23 protein-coding genes are annotated in these 23,550 nt (G+C 70.9%); 12 read left to right on the forward strand and 11 right to left on the reverse strand.

Annotated features, from left to right (window positions below):
* Positions 1 to 18: 18 nt before the first annotated feature.
* The 5 genes from afsR to AC5DRG_RS23130 all read left to right on the forward strand — a co-directional run bounded on the left by afsR (position 19) and on the right by AC5DRG_RS23130 (position 6,428).
* Complete coding sequence (afsR, locus tag AC5DRG_RS23110; protein WP_491812518.1) at positions 19 to 2,973, forward strand: SARP-family global regulator AfsR; 2,955 nt, start codon at positions 19 to 21, stop codon at positions 2,971 to 2,973.
* 234 nt (positions 2,974 to 3,207) lie between these two features.
* Positions 3,208 to 3,402 (forward strand): hypothetical protein, encoded by a 195-nt coding sequence (locus tag AC5DRG_RS23115; RefSeq protein WP_491812519.1) that lies wholly within the window; start codon positions 3,208 to 3,210, stop codon positions 3,400 to 3,402.
* A 164-nt stretch (positions 3,403 to 3,566) separates the two neighbouring features.
* The gene (locus AC5DRG_RS23120) at positions 3,567 to 4,139 is read left to right on the forward strand and encodes a YciI family protein (protein ID WP_491812520.1); all 573 of its coding nucleotides are present in this window, start codon (positions 3,567 to 3,569) and stop codon (positions 4,137 to 4,139) included.
* 180 nt (positions 4,140 to 4,319) lie between these two features.
* Positions 4,320 to 4,772 (forward strand): phospholipase, encoded by a 453-nt coding sequence (locus AC5DRG_RS23125; RefSeq protein ID WP_491812521.1) that lies wholly within the window; start codon positions 4,320 to 4,322, stop codon positions 4,770 to 4,772.
* A 150-nt stretch (positions 4,773 to 4,922) separates the two neighbouring features.
* Entirely contained in the window at positions 4,923 to 6,428 is a 1,506-nt protein-coding gene (locus AC5DRG_RS23130; protein WP_491812522.1) for an O-antigen ligase family protein, read from the forward strand.
* On the opposite strand, the gene AC5DRG_RS23135 is transcribed toward AC5DRG_RS23130, so the two are convergent.
* Positions 6,420 to 8,006 carry a FadD3 family acyl-CoA ligase gene (locus AC5DRG_RS23135; RefSeq protein ID WP_491812523.1) on the reverse strand — a complete coding sequence of 529 codons (1,587 nt, stop codon included), beginning with the start codon at positions 8,004 to 8,006 and terminating at the stop codon, positions 6,420 to 6,422. The two genes, AC5DRG_RS23130 and AC5DRG_RS23135, sit on opposite strands and share 9 nt — an antisense overlap.
* Before the next feature lie 108 nt (positions 8,007 to 8,114).
* On the opposite strand from AC5DRG_RS23135, the gene AC5DRG_RS23140 reads away from it, so the two are divergent.
* The 3 genes from AC5DRG_RS23140 to AC5DRG_RS23150 are packed head-to-tail and all read left to right on the forward strand — an operon-like array spanning position 8,115 to position 10,444.
* On the forward strand, positions 8,115 to 9,263 hold the full coding sequence (locus tag AC5DRG_RS23140) for a lipid-transfer protein (protein WP_491812524.1): 1,149 nt from the start codon (positions 8,115 to 8,117) through the stop codon (positions 9,261 to 9,263).
* 3 nt (positions 9,264 to 9,266) lie between these two features.
* Positions 9,267 to 9,674: a Zn-ribbon domain-containing OB-fold protein gene (locus AC5DRG_RS23145; RefSeq protein ID WP_491812525.1), complete on the forward strand. Its 408-nt coding sequence runs from the start codon at positions 9,267 to 9,269 to the stop codon at positions 9,672 to 9,674.
* A complete protein-coding gene (locus tag AC5DRG_RS23150; RefSeq protein ID WP_491812526.1) occupies positions 9,671 to 10,444 on the forward strand; it encodes an enoyl-CoA hydratase/isomerase family protein in 774 nt (257 codons plus the stop codon). Before AC5DRG_RS23145 ends, AC5DRG_RS23150 begins: the two co-directional genes overlap by 4 nt.
* A gap of 194 nt (positions 10,445 to 10,638) precedes the next feature.
* Here the strand turns inward: AC5DRG_RS23150 and AC5DRG_RS23155 are convergent, their stop codons facing one another.
* Together AC5DRG_RS23155 and kbpA are read right to left on the reverse strand one after the other, a co-directional pair.
* Complete coding sequence (locus tag AC5DRG_RS23155) at positions 10,639 to 12,969, reverse strand: outer membrane protein assembly factor BamB family protein (RefSeq protein ID WP_491812527.1); 2,331 nt, start codon at positions 12,967 to 12,969, stop codon at positions 10,639 to 10,641.
* A 189-nt stretch (positions 12,970 to 13,158) separates the two neighbouring features.
* On the reverse strand, positions 13,159 to 13,917 hold the full coding sequence (kbpA, locus tag AC5DRG_RS23160; protein ID WP_491812528.1) for an AfsK-binding protein KbpA: 759 nt from the start codon (positions 13,915 to 13,917) through the stop codon (positions 13,159 to 13,161).
* A gap of 122 nt (positions 13,918 to 14,039) precedes the next feature.
* Here kbpA and AC5DRG_RS23165 point away from each other — a divergent pair, with 122 nt between their 5' ends.
* Complete coding sequence (locus AC5DRG_RS23165) at positions 14,040 to 14,687, forward strand: TetR family transcriptional regulator (RefSeq protein ID WP_491812529.1); 648 nt, start codon at positions 14,040 to 14,042, stop codon at positions 14,685 to 14,687.
* Between the two features lie 60 nt (positions 14,688 to 14,747).
* Here AC5DRG_RS23165 and AC5DRG_RS23170 read toward each other — a convergent pair whose 3' ends face one another.
* Together AC5DRG_RS23170 and AC5DRG_RS23175 are read right to left on the reverse strand one after the other, a co-directional pair.
* Entirely contained in the window at positions 14,748 to 15,218 is a 471-nt protein-coding gene (locus AC5DRG_RS23170; RefSeq protein WP_491812530.1) for a nitroreductase/quinone reductase family protein, read from the reverse strand.
* Positions 15,215 to 16,408: an acyl-CoA dehydrogenase family protein gene (locus AC5DRG_RS23175; protein ID WP_491812531.1), complete on the reverse strand. Its 1,194-nt coding sequence runs from the start codon at positions 16,406 to 16,408 to the stop codon at positions 15,215 to 15,217. The genes AC5DRG_RS23170 and AC5DRG_RS23175 overlap by 4 nt, the downstream gene beginning before the upstream one ends.
* A gap of 88 nt (positions 16,409 to 16,496) precedes the next feature.
* On the opposite strand from AC5DRG_RS23175, the gene AC5DRG_RS23180 reads away from it, so the two are divergent.
* Positions 16,497 to 17,669: a thiolase C-terminal domain-containing protein gene (locus AC5DRG_RS23180; protein ID WP_491812532.1), complete on the forward strand. Its 1,173-nt coding sequence runs from the start codon at positions 16,497 to 16,499 to the stop codon at positions 17,667 to 17,669.
* Here AC5DRG_RS23180 and AC5DRG_RS23185 read toward each other — a convergent pair.
* On the reverse strand, positions 17,666 to 18,868 hold the full coding sequence (locus AC5DRG_RS23185) for an esterase-like activity of phytase family protein (RefSeq protein WP_491812533.1): 1,203 nt from the start codon (positions 18,866 to 18,868) through the stop codon (positions 17,666 to 17,668). The genes AC5DRG_RS23180 and AC5DRG_RS23185 overlap by 4 nt on opposite strands.
* 59 nt (positions 18,869 to 18,927) lie before the next feature.
* The gene (locus AC5DRG_RS23190) at positions 18,928 to 19,443 is read right to left on the reverse strand and encodes a cysteine hydrolase family protein (RefSeq protein ID WP_491812534.1); all 516 of its coding nucleotides are present in this window, start codon (positions 19,441 to 19,443) and stop codon (positions 18,928 to 18,930) included.
* A gap of 139 nt (positions 19,444 to 19,582) precedes the next feature.
* Between AC5DRG_RS23190 and AC5DRG_RS23195 the strand changes: the two genes are divergently transcribed.
* Positions 19,583 to 20,167, forward strand: a complete 585-nt coding sequence (locus AC5DRG_RS23195) for a TetR/AcrR family transcriptional regulator (RefSeq protein ID WP_491812535.1) — start codon at positions 19,583 to 19,585, stop codon at positions 20,165 to 20,167.
* 21 nt (positions 20,168 to 20,188) lie between these two features.
* On the forward strand, positions 20,189 to 20,860 hold the full coding sequence (locus AC5DRG_RS23200; protein WP_491812536.1) for a pyridoxine/pyridoxamine 5'-phosphate oxidase: 672 nt from the start codon (positions 20,189 to 20,191) through the stop codon (positions 20,858 to 20,860).
* 61 nt (positions 20,861 to 20,921) lie between these two features.
* Here AC5DRG_RS23200 and AC5DRG_RS23205 read toward each other — a convergent pair whose 3' ends face one another.
* The 4 genes from AC5DRG_RS23205 to AC5DRG_RS23220 are packed head-to-tail and all read right to left on the reverse strand — an operon-like array spanning position 20,922 to position 23,324.
* Positions 20,922 to 21,794 carry a GNAT family N-acetyltransferase gene (locus AC5DRG_RS23205; protein WP_491812537.1) on the reverse strand — a complete coding sequence of 291 codons (873 nt, stop codon included), beginning with the start codon at positions 21,792 to 21,794 and terminating at the stop codon, positions 20,922 to 20,924.
* Positions 21,794 to 22,420, reverse strand: coding sequence for a GNAT family N-acetyltransferase (locus AC5DRG_RS23210; protein WP_491812538.1), 627 nt, complete (start codon positions 22,418 to 22,420; stop codon positions 21,794 to 21,796). Before AC5DRG_RS23210 ends, AC5DRG_RS23205 begins: the two co-directional genes overlap by 1 nt.
* Before the next feature lie 8 nt (positions 22,421 to 22,428).
* Positions 22,429 to 22,875, reverse strand: a complete 447-nt coding sequence (locus AC5DRG_RS23215; protein WP_491812539.1) for a Zn-ribbon domain-containing OB-fold protein — start codon at positions 22,873 to 22,875, stop codon at positions 22,429 to 22,431.
* Positions 22,875 to 23,324 carry a DoxX family protein gene (locus AC5DRG_RS23220; protein WP_491812540.1) on the reverse strand — a complete coding sequence of 150 codons (450 nt, stop codon included), beginning with the start codon at positions 23,322 to 23,324 and terminating at the stop codon, positions 22,875 to 22,877. Before AC5DRG_RS23220 ends, AC5DRG_RS23215 begins: the two co-directional genes overlap by 1 nt.
* Positions 23,325 to 23,550 lie beyond the last annotated feature (226 nt).

Below are 23,550 nucleotides of genomic sequence, written 5' to 3' on the forward strand. Positions count from 1 at the left end.
TCTGTCTGGGGGACGGCGATGGACGGTGTACCGCGCGTGCCGGAGCAGCGGCGGCCCGGCTCCGAGGAGCCCGCGCCGCTGCGCTTCAGCGTGCTCGGACCGGTGCGCGCCTGGCGCGGCGACGAGCAGGTTCTCACCGGTTCCCCGCAGCAACAGGCCCTGCTGGCCGCCCTGCTGCTGCGCGCGGGTCGCACCGCGACCGCGCCCGAGCTGATCGACGCCCTGTGGGGCGAGGAACCGCCCTCGCAGGCACTGGCGGCTGTACGGACGTACGCCTCGCGGCTGCGGAAGGTACTCGACCCCGAGGTCCTGGTCAGCCAGGCGGGCGGCTACGCGATCCGTGGGCTGCGGGACGGGGCGCTGGACCTCGCGGCGGCCCAGGAGTTGGCTACCGAGGCGGAGAAGGCCAAGAACAGCGGAGACCTGTGCCACGCGCGTGACGTACTGAACCGCGCGCTGGACCTGTGGGACGGCGAGCCGCTGGCGGGAGTGCCGGGCCCGTACGCGGAGGCGCAACGGGTACGGCTGGAGGAGTGGCGACTCCAACTCGTCGAAACCCGCCTGGACATGGACCTGGAGCAGGGCTGCCACGCGGAGGCGGTCTCGGAGCTCACCGCCCTGACGGCGGCGCACCCCCTGCGGGAGCGCCTGCGCGAGCTGCTGATGCTGGCGCTGTACCGAAGTGGCCGCCAAGCGGAGGCACTTGCGGTGTACGCGGACACGCGTCGCCTGCTGAAGGACGAGCTCGGCGTGGACCCCCGCTCGGGCCTGCGCGAACTCCAGCAGCGCATCCTCCAGGCGGACCCGACTCTGGCGGTACCGTCCGCACCGCTGGCCCCGGAACCGGCGACTGTGCAGGTCCGCCCGGCTCAACTTCCGGCGACGGTCCCCGACTTCACGGGCCGCGCGTCGTTCGTCTCGGAGCTGGGCGAGGTTCTGGCCTCCGCGGAGGGCCGCGTGATGGCGGTGTCGGCACTGGCGGGCATCGGCGGCGTGGGCAAGACGACACTGGCGGTCCATGTCGCGCACCAGGCGCGCGGGGCCTTCCCCGACGGGCAGTTGTACGTCGACCTCCAGGGCGCCGGCTCCCGTGCGGCCGAGCCGGAGACCGTACTGGGCGCGTTCCTACGGGCGTTGGGCACGGCGGACTCCGCGATACCCGACTCCCTGGAGGAACGGGCCGCCCTGTACCGGTCGGTGCTGGACGGGCGGCGGGTCCTGGTGCTGCTGGACAACGCCAAGGACGCGGCACAGGTACGACCCCTGCTGCCGGGCACCGAGGGCTGCGCGGCGCTGGTGACCTCACGGATGCGGATGGTGGACCTGGCCGGCGCGCATCTGGTGGACCTGGACGTGATGTCCCCCGACGAGGCCCTCTCCCTGTTCACGAAGATCGTGGGCGAGGAGCGGGTGGCCTCGGAGCGGAAGGCGGCGCTCGACGTGGTCGCGGCGTGCGGTTTCCTGCCCTTGGCGATCCGGATCGCGGCGTCTCGGCTGGCGGCTCGGCGGACGTGGACGGTGTCCGTACTCGCGGCCAAACTCGCGGACGAGCGGCGGCGGTTGGACGAGTTGCAGGCCGGGGATCTGGCGGTCAAGGCGACCTTCGAGTTGGGGTACGGCCAGCTGGAGCCCGCGCAGGCACGGGCGTTCCGGCTGCTGGGCCTGGCCGACGGGCCGGACATGTCGCTGGCAGCGGCGGCGGCCGTGCTGGACCTGGAGACGGAGGAGACCGAGGACCTGCTGGAGTCCCTGGTGGACACGTCGTTGCTGGAGTCGGCGGCGCCGGGCCGGTACCGGTTCCATGACCTCGTACGGCTCTACGCGCGTGCCTGTGCGGAAAGGGACGAGCAGCCTCCGAGCGAGCGGGGGGCGGCCATGTCCCGGCTGCTGGACTTCTACCTGGCCACCGTCGCGGGCGTCTACCTGATCGAACGCCCCGGGGACCGGCTCGTGGACCACCTGGAGCGGACCGACCACCCCGGCTTGACCTTCGCCGGCCGCCATGCGGCCCGTGACTGGCTGTACGCCGAGGCGATCTCCCTGCTGGCCTGCGTACGCCAGTCCGCGCGGCCCGGGACGCTGCGGCGTGCCGTCGACGTCCTGTGGGCGGCGGTCGACCTGGCCGAGTCCGGGGCCAACTCCAAGGAGTACGAGGCGGTCGCCGTGCTGCTGCGGAACGTGGCGGAGGAGGCCGGGGACGCCCGTACGGAGGCGAGGGCCCAGACCGCGCTCGCGTTCGTGCACCAGCACTCCGGCAGCGGGTTCGACGTAGCCCTCCAAGAGGCCGAGCGGGCCAGCGAGTTGGCCCGCAGGGCCGAGGACCCGCTCACCGGCTGCTGGTCGTCCAACATCAGCGGGGTCATCGCGCTCTACCAGAACCGGCACGCGGAGGGCGAGGAGCACTTCACCCACGCCATCGCGAGCTTCCGTGCGTTGGGGGACCGGCCGGGCGAGGCGGCCGTCCTGTGCAACCTGTCGCGCATCCACCTGGCCACCGGCCGCACGGCGAGCGCGGTGGCGCTGGCCGAGCAGGGCACGGCCATGTACGACGACATGGGGCACGCCTTCAAGGGCGCCAACGGGCGGTATGCGCTGGGCCTCGCGCTCACGCAGAGCGGGCGGCTGTCCGAGGCGACCGACTGTCTGCAGCAGGCACTTCTGGTCTTCCGGGACAGCCGGCAGCGCCTGTGGGAGGGCATGACGCTGTTCCGCCTCGCCGAACTCGATCTCGCGGCACGGCAGCCCGCGCAGGCCGCGGTGAATGCCGAGACGGCGCTGACGCTGCTGCGGGGCATCGGCGGGGAATGGCGGCGCGGCAACACCCTCACGGTGCTCGGGCACGCGCTCAACGGCATCGGCCAGCTCGACCGGGCCCAGGTGTGCTGGCGCGAGGCCCTCGACATCTTCGAGGCGCTGGAGGTACCGGAAGCGGCTCAGGTCAGGGGCCTGGTGAGTCCGGCCGGGATCGTCTGAGCACGTCTGATCCGGGAGGGGATCCGCCCCTCGGCAGCGGGCGTTCATCGTTCGTTTATCGCCGCCCGGCACAGTCAGTTGTGCCAAGCCGTCGCGTCGGGGGGCAGACGGAGTGGCGAGTGGCCGGCGCCTTTAAGGTGAACCGGCCCTGCAAGATCCGCCCGGCAGTCCACGGGGGAGTTTGCCGGGCGGATCTTTCATTTTGACGCAGTAACAGCCACGGGAGTCATCGAGATGAGCGACGAGACAAGCACCGACAACGTCCACGCCACGGACGAGCCGACCGCCACCACGGACAACGTCCACGCCACGACCGAGCCCGTCACCATCAAGAACGTCCACGCCACCACGGACCCGCTCAACCTGACGGGCGCGGACACCGACGAGGCCACGACGGACAACGTCCACGCCACGGACGAGCCCGTCTAACCAGACACCAGACTTTCTTCCCACACGGGGATCGGCCGCGGCGGCGCGGAGGGGGAGCCGTCGCGGCCGACGTGTGTCTGGGGGCGGACACGGCACACGGGCACACGGGCGCACGGCAGAAAGTCCGTTGAGATGCCGCCGTACGTCGGGAAGAGTCGGCCGACATGGAGTTCTTCTGCTTTCACCGTGACCGGCCCGGCTCCCTGGCGTTGCGTGAGGAGCTGCTGGAGGACCACTGGTCCTACATGGACCAGTACGCGAAGGAGATGATCGCCCGCGGTCCGACCTTCGCCGACGAGGGCGAGGGCGATGACGAGGGCGGAACACCCACCGGCAGCGTGCACATCGTCGACCTGCCCGACTCCGCCGCCGCCCGCGCGTTCGCCTTCGACGAGCCCAACTACCAGGCCGGCGTGTACCGGGACGTGCTGCTGCGCCGGTGGCGCAACCTGCTGGGCCGCACCATGTGGGACTTCCCCGGCGGCCGCACCGAGGGCAACCGCTACCTGGTGCTCGGACACGGCACGGGGCCGGGGAAGGTCGCGGATCTCGCCGTACCACCCGACCGGGACGAGCTGATCGCGTACGGGCCGCTGCTGGCGGACGACGGCACCACCTGGCTGGGCACGGCGGTACTGCTCCGCGCAACGGGCCCGGCCGAGGCACGCACGGTCCTGACCTCTGACCGCTACGCGGGCATCGAGGTCCACAGGTGGCAGTTCGGCGGGCGGAGTTAGGCGGCCCGCCAGCCCCCGAAGAGACCCCCTCCCCCTGCGTTCACACCCTGATCCCCCATCACACCCCAGAATTAATAGCCCATTAGGGCGCATGAGGTGTAAAGGCACCCACACGATGCCGATGCTTTTGACATGAACCTGTTGCCCGATGGGCGGGCGGCAGCCTCATGGAGGTGTGGGATGCACCGCAGACTCGCCACCGCAGTTGCCGCCTCAACTCTCGCTCTGGCCACCGTCGTCGTCACCGCGACGGCCGCCGACGCCGCTCCCGCCGACAAGCCCCAGGTCCTCGCGAGCTGGACCCAGACCAGCGCGTCCAGCTACCACCTGTGGGCGGCCGCCCGTGCCAACCAGGCCGCCTGGACCGCGTACGAGTTCGACTGGTCGACCGACTACTGCTCCTCCTCGCCCGACAACCCCTTCGGCTTCCCCTTCGCCACGTCCTGCGCCCGCCACGACTTCGGCTACCGCAACTACAAGGCCGCAGGCGCCTTCGACGCCAACAAGTCCCGTCTGGACAGCGCCTTCTACGAGGACCTCAAGCGCGTCTGCGCCAACTACAGCGGCGCCACGAAGACCGCCTGCAACAGCACCGCCTGGACCTACTACCAGGCCGTGAAAGCCTTCGGCTGAGCCCCACACACAAGCCCCCACACACATAAGCCCGCACACACATAAGCCCGCACGCACAAGCCCCCACGCACACAAACGCGGGACGCCGGACACCCCGGCGTCCCGCCCCCGCAACTCCCCCGACGCCCCGCCCGGCCAGGCTCAGGGTCCATGGCATCCGACCGGACCACGGCGGCGGGATCCGGACCGCCGCACGCCCCTTCCAAGTTCGCGGCGTTCATAGGCTTCATACCGCTCGCGGCCCTCGCCATCGTCCTGCTCGACGCGGCGACCGACTTCTTCCCCGACGATCCGCTCATCGGGGTCGTGACCCCGCTCCGGCTGGTGCTCGCCCTCGGCCTCGTCGCGCTCCTCATACCCGGCGGAGGCAAAAGCGGAGACAGACTGCGGGCCCGGCCCCGGGACTTCCGTACCCGTCTCGACCTCCCCATCGCCCTGCTGCTGTTCGCCTCCGTCGCCGTCACCTACCTCGGCGGGCACCCCACCGCCCCCCTGCGCGGCCTCCTCACCGTCATCGCCTGCTACTACCTCCTCGTCGGACTGCGCCGCAGCCGGCCCGAGTCGTGGCAGGCGGTCGCTCTGCTCGCGCTGGTCGGGGTGGGCGCCGCCGGGACCGCCGCGTTCTCGCAGTTCACGAACGAGACGCCGACCGGGTTCTGCCGTACGGGGCTGCTCACCGACGTGTCCTGCGACGCGGGCGGCAGCGGCGTCCTGATACGCACGATCGGCACCTTCGCCAACCCGAACCTCCTCGCGGCCTTCCTCGTGCTGCTGCTCCCCTTCGTCCTGCTCGCCGCCGTCACCGTGGACGAGCGCAGCGCCCGTACCGCCGTCGTCCTCGTCGGAATCGTCGGATACGGGGCCCTGCTCACCACCTTCTCCCGTGCCGGGTACGTCGCCGCGGCGGCCGGGCTCCTCGTCCTCGCCGTCGCCTACTGGCTCGCCCCCCGCCTCGCCGACCGCGCACAGCGCCGCCTCTTCGCCGCCTTCGGTCTCCTCGCGCTGGCAGCCGCCTCCGCCGCGATCTGGGCCGTGTCGCGGGCCGGTGACTCACTGGGCGTGCGCGGCCAGGCCTGGGACGCGGCGCTCACGCTGGCCACAGGCAACCCGCTTGGTGTCGGCCTCGGGCGTTCGGGCGCGGCCATCTCGGCGACCGCGCCCGGTGACCGCGTCTTCGTCCACGCGCACAACCTCTGGCTGAACTGGCTCGTCGAGGCGGGCCCCCTGGGTCTCCTCGGGATCCTCTCGGTGACCGTGATCGCCTGGGCCTCGGCGGCCCGCGCCGCCCGCGCGAAGTCGGTCATCGGGACGGTCGGGCTGGCCGCGCTGACCGGCTTCTTCCTGATGAGCATGATGGATCATCCGGCCAACCTGGACCGGATCGACGTCTTGTTCTGGGTCGTCGTGGGCGTGGTCATGGCCGAGGCTCCGGCCAAGTGGCGCGGCGGCTCCGACCCCGCCGTCGAACCGGTCACCCCCACCACCGTCCGCGCCAACGGACCCCGCCACGGCACCCAGCCGCACCGCCGCCCGGCCCCGACACCCTCGCCGGCGCCCGAGGCAGTGGACGACACCCTGCCCGTACGACTCGTGTCGCCGACGTCCATACATCCACCGGCCGTACATCCGCCATCCGTACGCCCGTCGTCACGCTGAACCCCCGCTCCCCGCCCCCCTCCCCCGCAACTCCCCCTTGACCACCTTCCCACTCGCGTTCCGCGGCAACTCCCCCACGAACTCCACCGCCCTCGGCACCTTGTAGTTCGCCATCTCCCGCCGCGCCCACGCGATCAGGTCGTCGGCCGTCAGAGTCACCCCCGGCCGCCGCACCACGTACGCCTTCCCGACCTCTCCAAGTCGCGCGTCCGGTACGCCGATCACCGCGACGTCCGCCACATCCGGGTGGACGCCCAGCAGTTGCTCGATCTCCGCCGGGTAGGCGTTGAAGCCGCCGACGATGAACATGTCCTTGATGCGGTCGGTGATGCGCAGGTTGCCCGCCTCGTCCAGGACGCCGACGTCGCCCGTGCGCAGCCAGCCGTCCTCGCCCACGACCTCCGCCGTGGCCCTCTCGTCCTCGAAGTAGCCCCGCATGACGTTGAAGCCGCGGACGAGGACCTCCCCGGGGGAGCCGGGCGGCGCCTGCACGCGTACCTCGCTGCCCGGGATCGCCCGGCCGGACGTGGACGCGATGACGGAGGGGTCGTCACCGCGTCGGCACATGGTGACGATGCCGCTGGCCTCCGAGAGGCCGTATGCCGTGAGGACCGTTTCCACGCCCAACTCTCCCTGGAGGCGCTCCACCAGGCGCAGCGGGACGACCGCCGCACCCGTCACCACCAGCCGCAGCGCCGAGAGGTCGTGCGCGTCGCGGGCCGGGTGGTCGAGGAGGGACTGGTGGAGGGTTGGCGGGCCCGGGAGGACCGAGACACGCTCCGACGCCACGTTCGCCAGCACCGTCTCCACGTTGAACACCGGCTGGGGGATCATCGTCGCGCCGCGCATCAGGCAGGCGATGACGCCCGCCTTGTAGCCGAAGGTGTGGAAGAAGGGGTTCACGATCAGGTAGCGGTCGCCCTGTCTCAACCCCGCGAGGTCGCACCACACTTCGTACGCCCGCAGCGTCTGCGCGTGGGTGATCACCGCGCCCTTCGGGCGACCCGTCGTACCGGACGTGAAGACGATGTCCGACGGCCAGGATCCGTCCACCGCCGTCGCCCGCTCCCGGACCTCCGCCTCCTTCACGCCGTCCCCGCTCGCCAGGAAGTCCTTCCAGGTACGGAAGTCGGCGGGCGCGTCGTCCGACAGCACCACCACCTGTTCCAGCTGCGGCAGTTCGGGCCCCTCCGCGACCGCCCGCCGCAGCGACGCCACGTACGACGTCCCCAGGAAGGTCCCCGTCACGAACAGCAGCCGCGCCCCGCTGCGTCGCAGCACGTCCGCCGCCTCCGTGCCCTTGAAGCGCGTGTTCAGCGGGACCAGCACCGCCCCCGCCGACACCGCGCCCAGTGCCGCGACGATCCAGTCCAGGGTGTTCGGCGCCCAGATGGCGACCCGGTCGCCCGGCTCGATCCCGTTCGCGATGCAGGCCGCCGTCGACTGCTCGATACGGGCGCCCAGTTCGGCGTACGAGATCCGGTTACGGCCTTCCACCACCGCCTCGGCATCCGCGTACCGCTCGGCCGCGGACCGCACGAGTCCCGGAATGCTGCCCCACTCCACATCACCGCGCACAACAGCCCCCAATCCACTGGCCGACGACCGCTAGCTGACTGACCGTCAGATTAGCTGTAGCCTGACGCTCTGTCAGCTGCCCCGGGATCACGCGGAGGTGTGCAAGGCATGGCCGGACTCAAGGACGCGACCGCCATCGTCGGGATCGGACAGACCCCCTTCGCCAAACACCTTCCCGACGACGAACGCACCCTCGCCTGCCGTGCCGTCCTCTCCGCCCTCGACGACGCCGGTATCGCCCCGGGCGAGGTCGACGCGCTCGCCTCCTTCACCATGGAGGAGACCGACGAGGTGGAGTTGGCGAAGGCCGTCGGGTTCGGGGACCTCACCTTCTTCAGCAAGGTCGGGTACGGGGGCGGCGGTTCGTGCGCCACCGTCGCCCATCTCGCCACCGCCATCGCCGCCGGGCAGGCGACGGTCGGCGTCGCCTGGCGGTCGCGGAAGCGGGGTAGCGGTCCCCGCCCGTGGACCAACACCTCCGTCCAACTCCCCACCCCCGCCCAGTGGACCCGGCCCTTCGGGCTCCTCCGGCCCGCCGACGAGATCGCCATGCTCACCCGCCGCTACATGCACGAGTACGGCGCCACCCGCGACCACCTGTTCAACGTCGCCCTCGCCTGCCGGAACCGCGCCAACCAGAATCCCGCCGCGATCATGTACGACCGGCCCCTCACCCGCGAGATGTACATGACCTCCCGCTGGATCAGCGAGCCCCTGTGTCTCTTCGACAACTGCCTTGAGACGGACGGGGCGTTGGCCTGTGTCGTCGTCTCGCGCGAACGCGCCCGCGACTGCCGCCGCCCGCCCGTCTACGTCCACTCCGCCGCCCAGGGCCTCCCCGCCCAGCACCACGGCATGGTCAACTACTGGAACGACGACCCGCTCACAGGTCCCGCCTGGACAGCCGCCCGACACCTGTGGAAACACGCCGACTTCACCCCGCAGGACGTCGATGTCGCCCAGATCTACGACGCGTTCACGCCCCTTGTCCCCCTCTCCCTTGAGGGCTACGGCTTCTGCGGCCGAGGGGAAGGCGGCTCCTTCACCGAAGGGGGCGCCCTCGAAATCGGCGGACGGCTGCCCCTCAACACCGGCGGGGGCGGGCTCAGCGAGGCCTACGTCCACGGGTTCAACCTCATCAACGAGGGCGTGAAGCAGCTACGCGGGACCAGTACCGCCCAGGTGCCGAACGCCGCCACCTGTCTCGTCACCGCCGGCGAAGGCGTCCCCACCTCCGCCCTGCTGCTCAGGAGCTGACCCATGCTGAACCCCGTCGTCGACGACACCGGCGCCCCCTTCTGGCAGTACGCCACCCAGGGCGAACTCCGCATCCAGTCCTGCGCCGACTGCGGCGAACTCCGCTTCCCACCCCGGCCCTGCTGCCCCCACTGCCAGTCCTTCGGCGTCACCTGGAGCGAGGTCAGCGGACGCGGCCGGATCTGGTCGTACGTCGTTCCCCACCCCCCGCTCCTCCCGGACTACGCCGCGCAAGCCCCGTACAACGTGATCGTCGTCGAGTTGGAGGACGCCCCCCGGATCCGGCTGGTCGGAAATCTGGTCAGCGCGGCCGGGGCACCGCTCAACTCCCTTGATCCGGCACGGATTCGGATCGGCGCCCGGGTGCGTGTGGTGTTCGCCGACGGGCTTCCGCAGTGGGTGTTGGCGTGAGCGCGCTGCGGGTCACCGCCGACAAGGACACCGGGGTGGCCGTCGTCACCCTGAACCGGCCCGAGCGGCTCAACGCCATCGATCTCGCCATGCGGGACGAACTCATCTGCATTTGGGGGGAGTTGCGGTTCGACGACTCCGTACGGGCCGTCGTGCTGACCGGCGCCGGCGAGCGGGCCTTCTGCACGGGGCTCGACCGGGACGCCGAGGTGCCGCAGCCCAACTCCCCCTATATGGCGGACGATCCGCTCCTCCACATAGGGCCGAAGTCCAACGACCTCTGGAAGCCCGTCATCACCGCCGTGCAGGGAATGGCCTGCGGCGGGGCCTTCTACCTCCTCGGCGAGAGCGACTTCCTCGTCGCCGACCCGACCGCCTCCTTCTTCGACCCGCACACCACGTACGGGATGGTCAGCGCCTACGAGTCGGTCCTCATGGCCCAGCTGATGCCGCACGGAGAGGCGGCGCGGATGGCGCTGATGGGAACGGCCGAACGGATCTCCGCCCGCCGGGCCCACGACATCGGCCTGGTCACCGAACTCACCGAGCCGGGCGAGGCGTTGGCCGCCGCGACCGCCGCCGCGAGCGTCATCGCCGGCTACCCGGTGGAGGGGGTACAGGGGACCGTCCGCGCACTGTGGGCCGCCAAGGAGGCAGCTCTGCGACAGGGCTTCGCACAGGCCCCGCATCTAGTCTCGCTGGGGAATCTCCCGCTCGATCGGCAGGCCGAGCTTTTCGGGGCACGGAGGCGCGAGTTCCGCCTGCGCTGACCTGGAAGGCTCCCGCATGGCGGGCCTCCCCCGCCCGGCGTAGCGTCACCCTTGAGACGGCCGCCGTCCGACGCTCCTTCCGTGCAAACGTACGACGGCCGTCACCCACCCCAGGGGCGCGGGGCTGTGTCGATCAGCGGCTCCGCCGCGGGGCGCGACCAGCCCCCACCGGGCCCGCAGACGACCGACGACGCTCAACTCGTCCGCGCCGTCCCCGTCCCCTTCTCCGCATCCAGCGCGTACACACACCGATCCTTGCTGCACGCGTACACCACGCCGTCCCTGACCACAGGCGCCCCGGTGATCTCGCCACCAGTCGCCAGCTTCCACCGCAGCCGCCCGTCATCCGCCTTCAGCGTGTACAGCAGATGATCCGTGGACCCGAAGTGAATGCGCCCGTCGGCCACCGCAGGCGCCCCGACAATGTCGCCCCCCGCCTGGAAGCGCCACTTGGGCGTGCCCGTGACGGCATCCAGCGTGTACAGCCCCTTGCCGCTACCCACATGCACATGCCCCGCGGCCACCAGCACCGGCTCGATCGACGACCGGGCCTCCGTGGCGATACGCCACCGATCCCGGCCGTCGGTGGCGTCAAGGGCGTACACCGTGCCGAGGTAGTCGGCCAGATAGACACCGCCCCCCGTGACCGCGGGCCCCGGCGCGAAGGTCGGCGCGGAGAGGAAGACGGCCGGTGCCTCGAAGTGCCAGCGGACCCGGCCGCTGGCCGCGTCGATCGCGAGGACCCGGGTGCCGGCGGAGATGTAGACGTATCCGTCGGGAGCGTAAGTGAGTCGTACCGGCACTCCGCCGCAGGAGGTCGCGTCGCCGATCGGGTACGACCAGCGCTCCTCGCCCGTCCGGGCGTCCAGGGCGCGCAGGCGGGCGTCCTGCCAGACGTGGACCAGGCCGTCGTGGACGGCGGGTCCGGCTTCCGGGGACTCGAAGTCGGTCTGGCAGCCGGCGGTCTCCCACAGTTTCTGGCCGGTGGCGGCCTCCCAGGCCTGGACGCCGCCGCCGCGGGTGCCGGTGACGACGGTGCCGCGGTCGGCCTTGAGGGAGTACACCCAGGCGTCCGTCGACAGCCGCCACAGGTCGCCGCCCTCGCGGGCGTCCAGGGCGAACAGGGTGGGTCCGTCGGAGGCGTGGATACGGCCGTCCGCGACCGCCATCGACCAGGCCACGTCACGCGTCTTGAAGCGGCGGCGGCCGGTGGCCACGTCCAGGGCGTGGACCTCGAAGGAGGTGACGTAGACGAGGTCGCCGGCGACGGACGGGGTGCCCCATACGTCGTTCGACATGCGGAAACGCCAGGGGCGCCAGCCGGCCGCGGCGTCCGGGGGCGGCGCGACGGGCGAGGTTACGGCGGGGTCGGCGCCGTTGACGCCGGGGCGGGGCCGGGACCAGGAGGCGACCAGGCCGGCCTCCGGAGGGGGCGCCTTGACGGCGGCGGCGCGGGCGTCGGCGACGCGGGGGCCCGGCCCGATGGGCACCTGGGCGCCGGCCAGGCGTACGGGGCCGGTGTCGGGGCCGCCGATGGGCACGGGGGCGGGGTCGTAGGAAGGCGGGGGCGGCTGTACGGGGAGGCGGCCGCCGCTTCTGCCGCCGGTGGACGCCGGTTTCGTGGGCGGGCGGCCGCCGCGGCGGGCCTCGATGAGGCTCACCGCACGCTCGGGCAGCCACGCCGATGCCGTACCGCTGTCGTCGGAGCCGGAGCCGAAGAGGTGGGGGGCCAGCTGGGCCTGGAGGTCGGCCGGGTTGGGGCGGGCCGTGGCCTCCATCTGCATACAGGACTCGATGAGCGGGCGGAGCTCGTCCGGCAGGCCTTTCAGGTCCGGGCCTTCGCGCAGCAGCATGAAGACGGTCTCGACCGGGTTGGCTCCGTGGAAGGGCGCGTGGCCGGTGGCGGCGAAGACGAGCATCGAGCCGAGCGAGAAGACGTCACTCGCGCCGGTCACGCTCCGGGAGTCCTTGGCCTGCTCCGGGGACATGTAGGCGGGCGTCCCGACGGCGACGTTCGTCATCGTCAAACGGGTGTTCGAGACGCCCGAGGCGATACCGAAGTCGATGACCCGGGGACCGTCCTCGACGACGAGCACGTTGGACGGCTTCAGGTCGCGGTGGACCAGCCCCGCCCCGTGGATGGACTGCAGCGCCTCGGCGACACCCGCCGCGAGCCAGCGCACCGCCTGGGCCGGCATCGGCCCGCATTCGTTCACTATCTCTTCGAGGGAGGGCGCGGGGACGTACGCGGTGGCCAGCCACGGCACCGCGGCGCGCGCGTCGGCGTCGACGACGGCCGCCGTGTAGAAGCCGGAGACCGCGCGTGCGGCCTCGACCTCACGCGAGAAGCGGACCCGGAAGAGCTGGTCCTCGGCGAGCTCCGTCCGGACCGTCTTGATCGCCACACGTCGGCCCGAGGCCGAGCGCGCGAGATAGACCAGCCCCATGCCGCCCGCGCCCAGCCGTCCCAGCACCTCGAACGGCCCGATCCGCCGCGGATCGTGCTGCGTCAGCTGATCCACCACTTGCCTGCCACCTCCCCGTACGGGCCGCGTCATCCACGTATGTACGCGACCCCGTGCAGCGTCTCACCACCGCACCGCCATGGCGGCACGCACCCCGATTCTTCCTGGCTCGGCCACAGGTTGCGAACTCGGGGCCGAAACGGGGTGTCATAGGACAAAAAAGTCCGGATTCATCGCTCACATCCGATGTCATCCGCGCTGGAGCAGCGCGAACGACGCCCCCTGATTGTCCGTGACCACCGCCACCCTTCCGTACGAAGTGTCGAAGGGCGGCGCCTGGACGCGGCCGCCGAGCCGGTTCACCGTCCCGAGTACCGCCTCACAGTCCTCTACCCCGAAATGGACCAGGAAGTGGGGCGGCATTTCCGCCGGGAAGACGTCGGAGACGGGGGCACGGCCGAAGTCGGGCTTGGCGCCGGGTCCGAAGAGGGCGTCGTGGAAGAGGCCGCCGTAGAAGGTGTTGGCCGCCTCGGTGTCCCGGGAGTACAGCTCGGCCCAGGCGAAGGTGCCGGGCTCGTGGCGGATGCCGAAGCCCTTGTGCGAGCCCGGCTGCCACAGGCCGAAGACGGCGCCGTCCGGGTCGGCGGCGAGGGCGCCGATGCCCAGGTCACCGACCGGCCGGGGCGCCATGAAGACCTGTCCGCCGGCCGCGCTGATCCGCCCGGCCAGCGCCTCGGCGTCCGGGGTCGCGAAGTACACCGTCCACACCGTGGGCATACGGCCGTCCGTCTTGTGGGCCAGACCGGCGACCGGGGCGCCGTCCCGCAGCCCCCATACGGACGGGCCGCACGAGTCCTCGAAGCTCCACCCGAAGAGCTCACCGTAGAAACGCTTGCCCGCCTCCAGATCCGGAAGCTGCGCGTCGACCCAGCAGGGGACGCCCTCGCCGTACGCCTCCCCCTGCGGCGCTTGATCCACTTGGTCCTCGGATGCCCTGTTTTCGGCCATGCCGCCAAAGTAACGGCGTCTCACGCACCGCGCAGACCAGGCGCACCATCTCTTCCACCCCCGTGCACCCCATTTGCAGTCGGCCGAATCGCGCTCCGATCACCCCTCGGTAAGCTGACGGCATGACAGGACAAGTGCGTACCGTCGACGGCCGCGTGGCCGGCCGGCGTGGGCAGGCGACCCGGCAGAAGCTGCTCGACTGCCTCAGCGAGATGCTCAGCTCCTCCCCTTACCGGGACGTCAAAGTCATCGATGTCGCCCGGAAGGCGGGGACTTCGCCCGCCACCTTCTACCAGTACTTCCCGGACGTCGAAGGCGCCGTCCTGGAGATCGCCGAGCAAATGGCCGCCGAGGGCGCCGGTTTGACGGAACTGCTCGCCGGCCGCTCGTGGGTCGGCAAGGCGGGATGGCAGACCGCGCAGGAACTCGTGGACGGATTCCTGGAGTTCTGGCGCAAGAACGACGCGATCCTGCGCGTCGTCGACCTCGGTGCCGCCGAGGGCGACAAGCGCTTCTACAAGATCCGAATGAAGATCCTGAACTCGGTGAACAACTCCCTGGCGGACTCCGTCGCCGAGTTGCAGTCCAAGGGCAAGGTCGACAAGGACGTGAACCCGGCGGCGGTCGCCGGTTCCCTGGTCGCCATGCTCGCCGCGGTGGCCTCGCACCAGAAGGGCTTCCAGACCTGGGGCGTGAAACAGGCCGAACTCAAGCCCAACCTGGCCCTGTTGGTCCACCTGGGTGTCACCGGCAAGAAGCCGACCAAATAACCACGTCTCTTTGTACGGGCCGCAAGTCCTGTCTGGCAGGCGGTAGTCCACCCAGGTGGGCTACCGCCTTCGTACGATCCGGAACACCCTGATCTCCCGGTCGACGCGCGCCTGATACGTCGCGTACGGCGGCCAGAACACCAGCAGCCGCTTCCAAACGGCCGCCCGTTCCTCCCCCTCCAGCAGCTTGCCCGTGATCGGGATGTCCGCGCCCTTCCAGTTGATCTCGGCGTCGGGGTGGGCGAGGAGGTTGGCGGTCCAGGCGGGGTGGTCGGTGCGGCCGAAGTTGGAGCCGATGAGGATCCAGCCGTGCTCGCCGTCCGGCATACAGGCGAGGGGGGTCCGGCGGGGCAGTCCGCTTCTCGCGCCGGTGACCGTGAGGATCACGCCCGGCAGCATCTGCGCGCTGAGCAGCACCTTTCCGCGTGTGAGCCGGTGGATCGCCCGGTCAAGCGCCGGGATGACATGCGGGGCGACCTTCGCGAACCCCCGCGTCGACGAGACCTTCTGCACCACCTTGACGCCGATCACACCGTCACCTCCCGGCCCTCGAAGAGTCGCGCCGCGTCGGCCGCGTGCGCGCGGAGCCGGTGGACCGGCCCGAAGAGCAGTTCGTCGCCCGAGGCGCGCTTGAAGTAGAGGTGGGCCTCGTGTTCCCAGGTGAAGCCGATCCCGCCGTGCAGTTGGATGCCCTCCCCTGCGGCCGTCCGGAGGGCTTCGAGGGCCTGCGCGAGGGCGAGCGGGCCCACCTGCTCCCCGTCTCCCTGCCCGGTCGCCCAGGCCGCGTAGTACGCCGCCGAACGGGCCGCCTGGAGCTGGACGTACACATCGGCCAGCCGGTGTTTCACCGCCTGGAAGGACCCGATGGCCCGCCCGAACTGCTCACGCTGGCCGACGTATTCGACGGTCCGCTCCAGTGCCCGGTCGGCGGCCCCGACGGCTTCGCAGGCGAGGACGGCGGCGGCCGAGTCCCCGACGCGGGCGAGGGCGGCGAGGACCGTCGGGCCGCTGTCCTCGCCGAGCAACTCGGCTCGCACGTCGCGTAGTTCGAGCCTGGCCTGCGGGCGGGTGGCGTCGAGGGCCGTCTGCCGTACGCGCACCAGCCCGTCCGCGTCACCCGGCATGAGGAACAGCAGGGTGCGCGAGCGGGCGAAGCCGCCGGTGTGAGCGGCGACGAGGAGGAGGCCGGCGCTGTGTCCGTCGAGGACCTGGTCGGCCTGTCCGTACAGCCGCCAGCCCTCGCCGTCCCGCCTGGCCTGTACGCCGCCCGCACGGCCGCCGCCGGCCCAGTCGCCGCCGTTCGCGCCGGTCAGCGCGAGGGCGGTGGCGAGGCCGGTGCCGGGTACGGCGAGAGTGGCGGTCAGGGTGCCGGACGCGATGCGTGGGAGCAGGTCGGACCGCTGGGCCTCGGTGCCGAGGGCGAGGAGGAGGGGGCCGGCGAGGACGGCGGTCGCGAGGAGGGGCGAAGGGGCGAGAACCCGCCCCGTCTCCTCACACGCGAGGGCCAGTTCGGTCGCCGAACAGCCGACACCGCCGTACGCCTCGGGGAGGGCGAGTCCGGGCAGGCCGAGCTGCCCGGCGAGGACGGTCCACAGGGCGGGGTCGTGTCCGGCAGGGGTGTCGATGGCGGCGCGCAACTCATGTGGGCCGCAACGCTTTTGGAGAAGTTCGCGGAGGGTGCGGCGGATCTCGTCCTGTTCGGCGGTGAAGCTGGCGTCCATGGCTCTTCCCTCCTGATCTGACGGTCCGTCATATTAGGAGTCCCCGCACGATAAGCACAGAGGTAGGCACACAGGGAGGCCGCTTCTCATGACTCCGGGCAGCCGCAAGGTCGCCGTGATGGGCGCAGCCCTCTCCGACTGCGGCCGCGTCGACGACACGACCCCGTACGCCCTGCACGCCCAGGCCGCCCGCCGGGCACTGGCGGACGCCGGCCTGGACCGCTCCCTGGTCGACGGCCTGGCCTCGGCGGGCCTGGGCATCCTCGCGCCCGTCGAAGTGGCCGAGTACCTTGGCCTGCGCCCGACTTGGGTCGACTCCACCTCCGTGGGCGGCTCCACCTGGGAGGTCATGGCGGCCCACGCGGCCGACGCGATCGCCGCCGGGCACGCGAACGCGGTCCTGCTGGTCTACGGCTCAACAGCCCGCGCGGACATCAGGGCGGGCAGGCGGACCGGTGACCTCTCCTTCGGGGCGCGGGGCCCGCTGCAGTTCGAAGTCCCCTACGGCCACACCCTGATCGCCAAGTACGCGATGGCCGCCCGCCGCCACATGCACCAATACGGCACGACGATCGAGCAGTTGGCGGAAGTCGCCGTCCAGGCACGGGCCAACGCGGCGGCCAACCCCGAGGCGATGTTCCGGGACCCGATCACGGTCGACGACGTTCTGTCCGGCCCGATGATCGCGGACCCGTTCACCAAACTGCACTGCTGCATACGTTCCGACGGCGGGGCGGCGGTGCTGCTGGTGGCCGAGGAGTACGTACGGGACTGCCGTACCGCGCCGGTGTGGGTGCTCGGGACCGGGGAGCACGTCTCCCACACGACCATGTCCGAGTGGGCGGACTTCACGGTGTCCCCGGCGGCGGTGAGCGGGCGGCTGGCCTTCGAGCGGGCGGGGGTGCGGCCGGAGGAGGTCGACTTCGCCGAGATCTACGACGCGTTCACCTACATGACGTTGGTGACGCTGGAGGATCTGGGGTTCTGCGCGAAGGGCGAGGGTGGGGCGTTCGTCGAGAAGGGCCGGCTGAAAGTCGTAGGCGGGGAATTGCCCGTGAACACGGACGGAGGCGGACTGTCGGCTCAACACCCGGGAATGCGAGGCCTGTTCCTGCTGGTGGAGGCGGTACGGCAGCTGCGCGGTGACGTGGGCGAGGCGCGGCAAGTGCTCAGGCCCGATGGGCAGTTGCCGCGCCTCGCTGTGGCGTCCGGGACGGGCGGATGGTTCTGCTCGTCGGGGACGGTGGTGCTGGGGCGTTAGAGGAACGCCCGCCAGTCGGCGTGCAGTCGGTCGCCGAGCCGGATGGTGATGAACTCGTTGTTGTCCGCCTTGCCTGCCGTACGGCCGGAGGAGAAGGGGAAGTTGTTGTCGTTCAGGACGGCGAGGGTGCGGTCGTCGAGCAGGACGACGTCCTCGATCGTCTGGAACGGGAAGGTGAACGTCTCGCCGAAGCCACCGAGTTGCTTCGGGTTGGCGATGTTCATCAGGTCGGCGACGAGGGTCTTGTCCATCACGCCGTCGCCGTCGCGGTCGCGCTTGTCGGCGAGGTAGATCCGCTTGAACTTGGCGGTGGCACCCTGGCCGCCGTCCCGCTCGATGACCAGGAAGCGGTTCTTGTCGACCGCGATGGCGTCACCGATGGCGTTGGAGGTGGACTCCAGGCGGTAGGTCCAGTGCGTGCCGGTGTACTGCTTCTTCCGCAGGTCGAAGTCGTTGAGGCGCAGGTCACCGGGGGTGTCACCGGTGACGGTGCCTTCGAGGAGCGGGTAGAGGTGCCGTCCGTCGACGGAGCGGACCATGCCCTCGAAGCCCTTGCTGCCGCCAAGGGTGGGCGTCTCGCCGTTCAGGTACGGGTTCTCTGGCGCCTTCACGCCCTCCAGCGAGACCGGCGCGTCGAGCAACCGCCCCTTGGAGTCGAAGTGCAGCAGGAACGGCCCGAATTCATCGCCCAGCCAGTACGTGCCGTCGTACGCCTTCACGATCGACTCGACGTCGAAGTCGGCGCCGGTGAGGATCCGGTCGGCGCGGGTGAGGGCGAACGGGACGCGGTGGTACGGGTCGCTCAGGTTGAAGCCGCCGAGGACGGTGACCTTCCCGGTGCGGGTGTCCGGCTTGACGTGGTGGACGCGGAGCAGAAAGTCGGCGCTGTTGGCCTTGCCGCCGTAGCCGTTGTCGGACAGCACGTCGTACGTACCGTCATGCCGGTTCACGATGCCGCTGAAGCCCTGGACCGGCTGGGCCGCGAAGGGTGCCGCGATGCCGTTGAACGGGCCCGTGCCGATGGCGGCCCCGGAGGGCTCGCTGTTCGGCACGAACGTCTCCGCGGCGAGCGAGGCGAAGCCGGTCAGGGTGGCCTGCCCGAACTCGGCGGAAGGAGCGGGGGTTTCGCCGGCCACTGCGGGCGAGGCGAGCCCGACGGTCAGCGCGACCGCGCTGAGCGTGATCGAAAGTCTTCTCATGGCCCGCACGGTAGGGAAACCCCGTGAATCCTCCCCTCCCTGAAGCTGAACGGAGGGGTTCAGGAGCGAAGTTCGGGGATCTCGGCCGCCGGCAGCACATCGGCGACGCGCCACAGTCCGACCCAGCTCTTCGGGGCGACCGACTCGTCGAGGAGTGCGGCGTTGACCTGCGGGTCGGGGTCATCGCAGGCGTCGGCGACGACGGTGACCTTGTACCCGGTGTCGACGGCCCACCGCGTGGTGGACAGCACCGTCCCGGACGTAGCGACGCCCGCGACGACGATCCGGCCGACGCCGGCCTCCTTGAGCAGCTCGCCGAGGTTGGTGGTGGCGAAGGCGCTGAAGCTGGTCTTGGTGAGCACCGTCTCGCCCTCGGCAGGGGCCAGGAGGGGGTGGATCTGCTCCTGCATGCCCTGCGGGACGACGTGGAAGACGGGCAGCCCGGCCGTACGGGCGGCGGCGAGGGCGTTGCCGGCCCGCTCGGCGACGGAGGGGTCGTGGCTGAAGTTGTCGACGATGTAGGTGACGTAGTCGAGGGCGAGGAATGCGGTGGGGAGGGCGGGGGTGGTGGTCACAGGGTTCTCCATATACGCGAGGGGAGGCGGCTGGCCTAAAATCGGAGAGCGCGCCCCGGTTACGGACTACTCGAACCGTACCGGAGACAGCGCCCCGTTTAAATGGTTGGTGAGATTGGTGACGAGGGAGACCCCGGAGATGGCGACAGAGAACCGCCCACTGCGCGCCGACGCCCGCCGCAACCGGGCCCGACTCCTCCAGGTGGCCAGGGAGGCGTTCGCCGCCGACGGGCTGTCCGTGTCGCTGGACGAGATCGCGCGCCGGGCCGGGGTGGGCCCAGGCACGCTGTACCGGCATTTCCCCACCAAGGAGGGCCTTTTCGAGGCCGTGGTCCAGGAACGCCTGGACCCCCTCCTGGCCGAGGCCCGCACCCTGCGCGACGCGCCCGACCCGGGCGCGGCCCTCTTCACAGTGCTTGACCACCTCATCGCGGACGCGCTGACGAAGGCGGACCTCATCGACGCGATCGCCCACGCCGGCCCCGATGTCCGAGCCACGGTCGACGCAACGACGGCCGACCTCCACCACCAGATCAACCACCTGCTGACCCGAGCCCAGTCGGCCGGCACGATCCGCAGGGACATCACGACAGCCGACCTCATGGCCGTCCTGTCGGGCCTCCTACTGGCCCTACGCCACCGCGCCAACGCGGACGCGGACCCGGCCCGCTCCCTGTCGATCCTGCGGGACGGGCTGCGGACACCACCGGTCCACCGCGAGTGACACACGAGTGATACTCGCCCCATGGGAACGGAACCGGATCTTCACGAGCTCCTGAGGTCACTACGGGTATGGGCCCCGGAGGTCACAGAGCTGCGCCCACTCGACCCCGCCGCCACGCCCGCCGAACCACTCCCCCTCTTCACCAAGTGGTTCGCGGAGGCGGTGGCGGCCGGACAGACCGAGCCGCACACCATGTCGCTGGCCACGACGGACGAGGCGGGCCTGCCGGACGTACGCATCGTGATGCTGCACGGCGCCGACGCGGACGGCTGGTCCTTCGCAACCCACGTGACCAGCAGAAAGGGCCGCCAGCTGACGGCTCGACCGTATGCCGCGCTCGGCTTCTACTGGCCGGCGCTGGGCCGCCAGGTGCGGGTACGGGGCCCGGTCACGGCCGCCCCGTCCGAGGAGGGCCAGGCCGACCTGCACGCCCGCTCGACGGGCGCCCTGGCCGCCGCGCTGACCGGTCGACAGAGTGAACTCCTCACCTCGCTCGACGAGTTGGCGGAGGTCTCGGCAGCAGCCTGGGAACGAGCTCAGGCAGACCCGGACACCCCGGTCCCGACCTGGACGCTGTACCGCCTCCGCCCGGAGGAGGTGGAGTTCTTCCAGGGGGACGCGCGGCGACAGCATGTACGGCTGATCTATCGGCGTACGGAGTCTGGTTGGGGGAGGCAGTTGCTGTGGCCGTGACGCTGGATGCGTGGGCGCGGGGCCACTCGCTTCTTTGCGAGTGGCCCCAACGGCAACCCAGCTAACAGGCGCCCCCACCAAAGTCGTACACCGCGAAGTCGGCCACCGCCCGATACCCGATCCGCTGATACAGCCCGTTGCTCGTCGGATTGGCAAGGTCCGTGAACAGCAGGACCTCCCGCGCGCCGGCCTCCACCGCCGCCCGGCTGACCTCGGCGGTGACGGCGCCGGCGTAGCCCCTACCTCTGAGGTGGGCCGGGGTGTAGACCGTGGACACGCGGGTCTGGCCTGCAATCTGGCGGGTCGTCCCTGCCATGGAGACGGGGGTGCCGTCTGGGGTCTCCCAGAGGGTCAGGCCGCCGTAGGCGAGGAGGGCGTCGAACCGGGCGGCGGTGTCGCTGCCCGCGACGGCGCCGACCGACTCGTCGAACTCGTCGAGCCAGCACACCAGTTGGTCCTTGTCGGCCGCCACCGCGACCCGTGCCCGACCGCCCGGGGCCGGTGTCGGGACCGTCAACGTGCCCAGGCGGTACAGGCGTTGGCTCACATGAAGCGAGATCTTGGCGCCAGTATGCCGATGCCAGGCATCGGCGAAGGCGGCGGCGGTTCCCTGAGGGCCGCCAACGCCCGGCAGGGGGTCACCGAGGGCGGCAAGCTGTGCGGCGAGGGCATCCGCCGCCTCCTCGGTCAGGGCCGTGAGTTGGAGGGTGTGGGGCGGCGTACGGAAGAAGGTCGCCCGTACCTCGCCGCCCCCTCCTTCCAGGGAACCGAAGACGGGCGCGCCTTCCCCGTACGCATGCGAGCCCCGCCTGCGAAGCGACTCGGTCACGGTCAGGTGCACGGTGTGCGCCGCCGGACGCGACCGCAGGAACTCCCCGCTGTGCGCGAGGAAGGCCTCCAGGTCCCCGGTGAGTGTCCAGCCGGCGGCCCCCATCACGCACCTCCCGCCTTGAGTCCCGCCGTCGGTTCCGGGTCCGTGGCGATCCGCGCGTGCAGGTGCGCGTCCCTGAACGCGTCGTGCCGACCCGCCTCGAACGTCGCGCCGCGCATCGTCCCCTCGTACCGGAACCCGCACCGCTCAGCGACCCGGCAGGAGATGTCATGGCCGACGGCGTGGCCCAACTCCAGGCGTTGCAGGCCGAGTTCCCGGAAGTACCAGGACGCGACGAGCGCGAGGGAGCGGGGGGCGACCCGGTGGCCGCGCGCCTCGGGGAGCACCCAGTAACCGACGCGGGCGTAGGACAGGGGGTAGTTGATGGCGTCGACGCCGATGTGGCCCAGGGTCGTACCGCTGTCCGGGTCCGTGACACGGAACGCCGCGCGCTCGCCCTCGGTCACACCCCGCGCCCGCGCACGCAGCGACTCGCGCGCGTCGTCGAGGTCTGTCACCAGCTTCAACGGTGTGTTCCAGCGCCGGAGTTCCGGATCGGACAGTCCGCGCAGCCACGTCTCCACGTCGGCGTCGGACTCCGAGTCCCAGCTGAGCAGACTCAGTCCGTTGCCGTGGAGTTCGATGTGGAGGTCGGTCGGGGTTCGCTCGGTCGTCGCATCATCGGCCATCGGGCCATTCAAGCAACCCGGGGTCGGAACACCGGAGCCATTTTTTTCCCCGGCTCACCCGACTCCCCCAATCCCCTGAACACCACCTCCAGTTCCATCCCCACCCGCAGCTCGCCCCCCACGCCCCCCGCACACCCCACGACCTCCGTCATCATCCGCGGCCCCTCCGCGAGGTCGACCACCGCGGCCACGTACGGTGTGCGCCCCCCGAAGGGCGGGAGGTCGTTGCGGTGGACGACGGACCAGGTGTAGAGCGTGGCGTGGCCGCTCGCGGCCTCCCAGGTCACGTCCTCGCTCCAGCAGTGGGGGCAGAACTCGCGGGGGTAGTGGTGGGCCCGCCCGCACGCCCCGCAGCGGCGCAGCAGCAGCCGGCCCTCCGCCGCCGCGTCCCAGTAGGTCTTCGTGAACGCGTCCACGTCCGGCAGGTCGAAGCGCCGGCCTGCTCCCGTCGCCATCAGAACAACCCCAGCGCGCTGTCGAGCGACCAGGTCTGCCAGGACATCCCGAACAGCGCCACCGCCGAGATCAGCGCCATCATCGCGTTCTGTCCCTGCTCGGCCCAGTCGTGGATCATGAGCGTGAAGTAGAGGGCGTTGAGGAGCAGGCCTGCGACCAGTGCGATCGGGGTCAGGAACCCGAGCACCAACCCCGCTCCCAGGGCGAGTTCCGCGTAGACGACGACGTACGACATCGTCCGCGGCCGTGGCTTGACGACGACCTCGAAGCCGGAGCGGACCGCGGTCCACCGGTGCTTGGCCGCCACGTCCGCCGCCCACGCGATGCCGGTCCCGCGTTCGAACCAGGCCTTCTTGTCCTTGTGCCGCCAGCTCTCCAGCCACCACAGCCCGAGCCCGATACGCAGGACGGCCAGCCATTCCGCTCCGGTGAGCCAGATCGTGTCCATGGACGCTCCTGCCGACGGAAGGAAGTCAGATCTGACGGTTCGTCAGACAGATTCGATACGTCAGTTCAGCGGATCGCAGCTCTGTCCGCAAGACGTGCGAGAGACGTGCGAGAGCTGTCCGTTTCCTGAGAAACCCCGGCCCCCCTGCCCTCACCCTGTGGGGCCGCCATGAATATCCGGGAATTGTTGACGATTTTGTCCGCAGCGATTTACGTTCGCAAGCGCA

The organism is Streptomyces sp. JLBG701 (genome assembly GCF_058544905.1).

Excerpts from the sequence above, each read along its gene's own strand:
- afsR (WP_491812518.1), top strand. The coding sequence starts at position 19 with ATGGACGGTGTACCGCGCGTGCCGGAGCAGCGGCGGCCCGGCTCCGAG.
- AC5DRG_RS23145 (WP_491812525.1), top strand. The coding sequence starts at position 9,267 with ATGCTGAACCCCGTCGTCGACGACACCGGCGCCCCCTTCTGGCAGTAC.
- AC5DRG_RS23200 (WP_491812536.1), top strand. The coding sequence starts at position 20,189 with ATGGGAACGGAACCGGATCTTCACGAGCTCCTGAGGTCACTACGGGTA.
- AC5DRG_RS23205 (WP_491812537.1), bottom strand. The coding sequence starts at position 21,794 with ATGGGGGCCGCCGGCTGGACACTCACCGGGGACCTGGAGGCCTTCCTC.
- AC5DRG_RS23195 (WP_491812535.1), top strand. The coding sequence starts at position 19,583 with ATGGCGACAGAGAACCGCCCACTGCGCGCCGACGCCCGCCGCAACCGG.
- AC5DRG_RS23125 (WP_491812521.1), top strand. The coding sequence starts at position 4,320 with ATGCACCGCAGACTCGCCACCGCAGTTGCCGCCTCAACTCTCGCTCTG.
- AC5DRG_RS23220 (WP_491812540.1), bottom strand. The coding sequence starts at position 23,324 with ATGGACACGATCTGGCTCACCGGAGCGGAATGGCTGGCCGTCCTGCGT.
- AC5DRG_RS23185 (WP_491812533.1), bottom strand. The coding sequence starts at position 18,868 with ATGAGAAGACTTTCGATCACGCTCAGCGCGGTCGCGCTGACCGTCGGG.
- AC5DRG_RS23120 (WP_491812520.1), top strand. The coding sequence starts at position 3,567 with ATGGAGTTCTTCTGCTTTCACCGTGACCGGCCCGGCTCCCTGGCGTTG.
- AC5DRG_RS23165 (WP_491812529.1), top strand. The coding sequence starts at position 14,040 with ATGACAGGACAAGTGCGTACCGTCGACGGCCGCGTGGCCGGCCGGCGT.
- AC5DRG_RS23215 (WP_491812539.1), bottom strand. The coding sequence starts at position 22,875 with ATGGCGACGGGAGCAGGCCGGCGCTTCGACCTGCCGGACGTGGACGCG.
- AC5DRG_RS23140 (WP_491812524.1), top strand. The coding sequence starts at position 8,115 with ATGGCCGGACTCAAGGACGCGACCGCCATCGTCGGGATCGGACAGACC.
- AC5DRG_RS23180 (WP_491812532.1), top strand. The coding sequence starts at position 16,497 with ATGACTCCGGGCAGCCGCAAGGTCGCCGTGATGGGCGCAGCCCTCTCC.
- AC5DRG_RS23130 (WP_491812522.1), top strand. The coding sequence starts at position 4,923 with ATGGCATCCGACCGGACCACGGCGGCGGGATCCGGACCGCCGCACGCC.
- AC5DRG_RS23115 (WP_491812519.1), top strand. The coding sequence starts at position 3,208 with ATGAGCGACGAGACAAGCACCGACAACGTCCACGCCACGGACGAGCCG.
- kbpA (WP_491812528.1), bottom strand. The coding sequence starts at position 13,917 with ATGGCCGAAAACAGGGCATCCGAGGACCAAGTGGATCAAGCGCCGCAG.
- AC5DRG_RS23210 (WP_491812538.1), bottom strand. The coding sequence starts at position 22,420 with ATGGCCGATGATGCGACGACCGAGCGAACCCCGACCGACCTCCACATC.
- AC5DRG_RS23175 (WP_491812531.1), bottom strand. The coding sequence starts at position 16,408 with ATGGACGCCAGCTTCACCGCCGAACAGGACGAGATCCGCCGCACCCTC.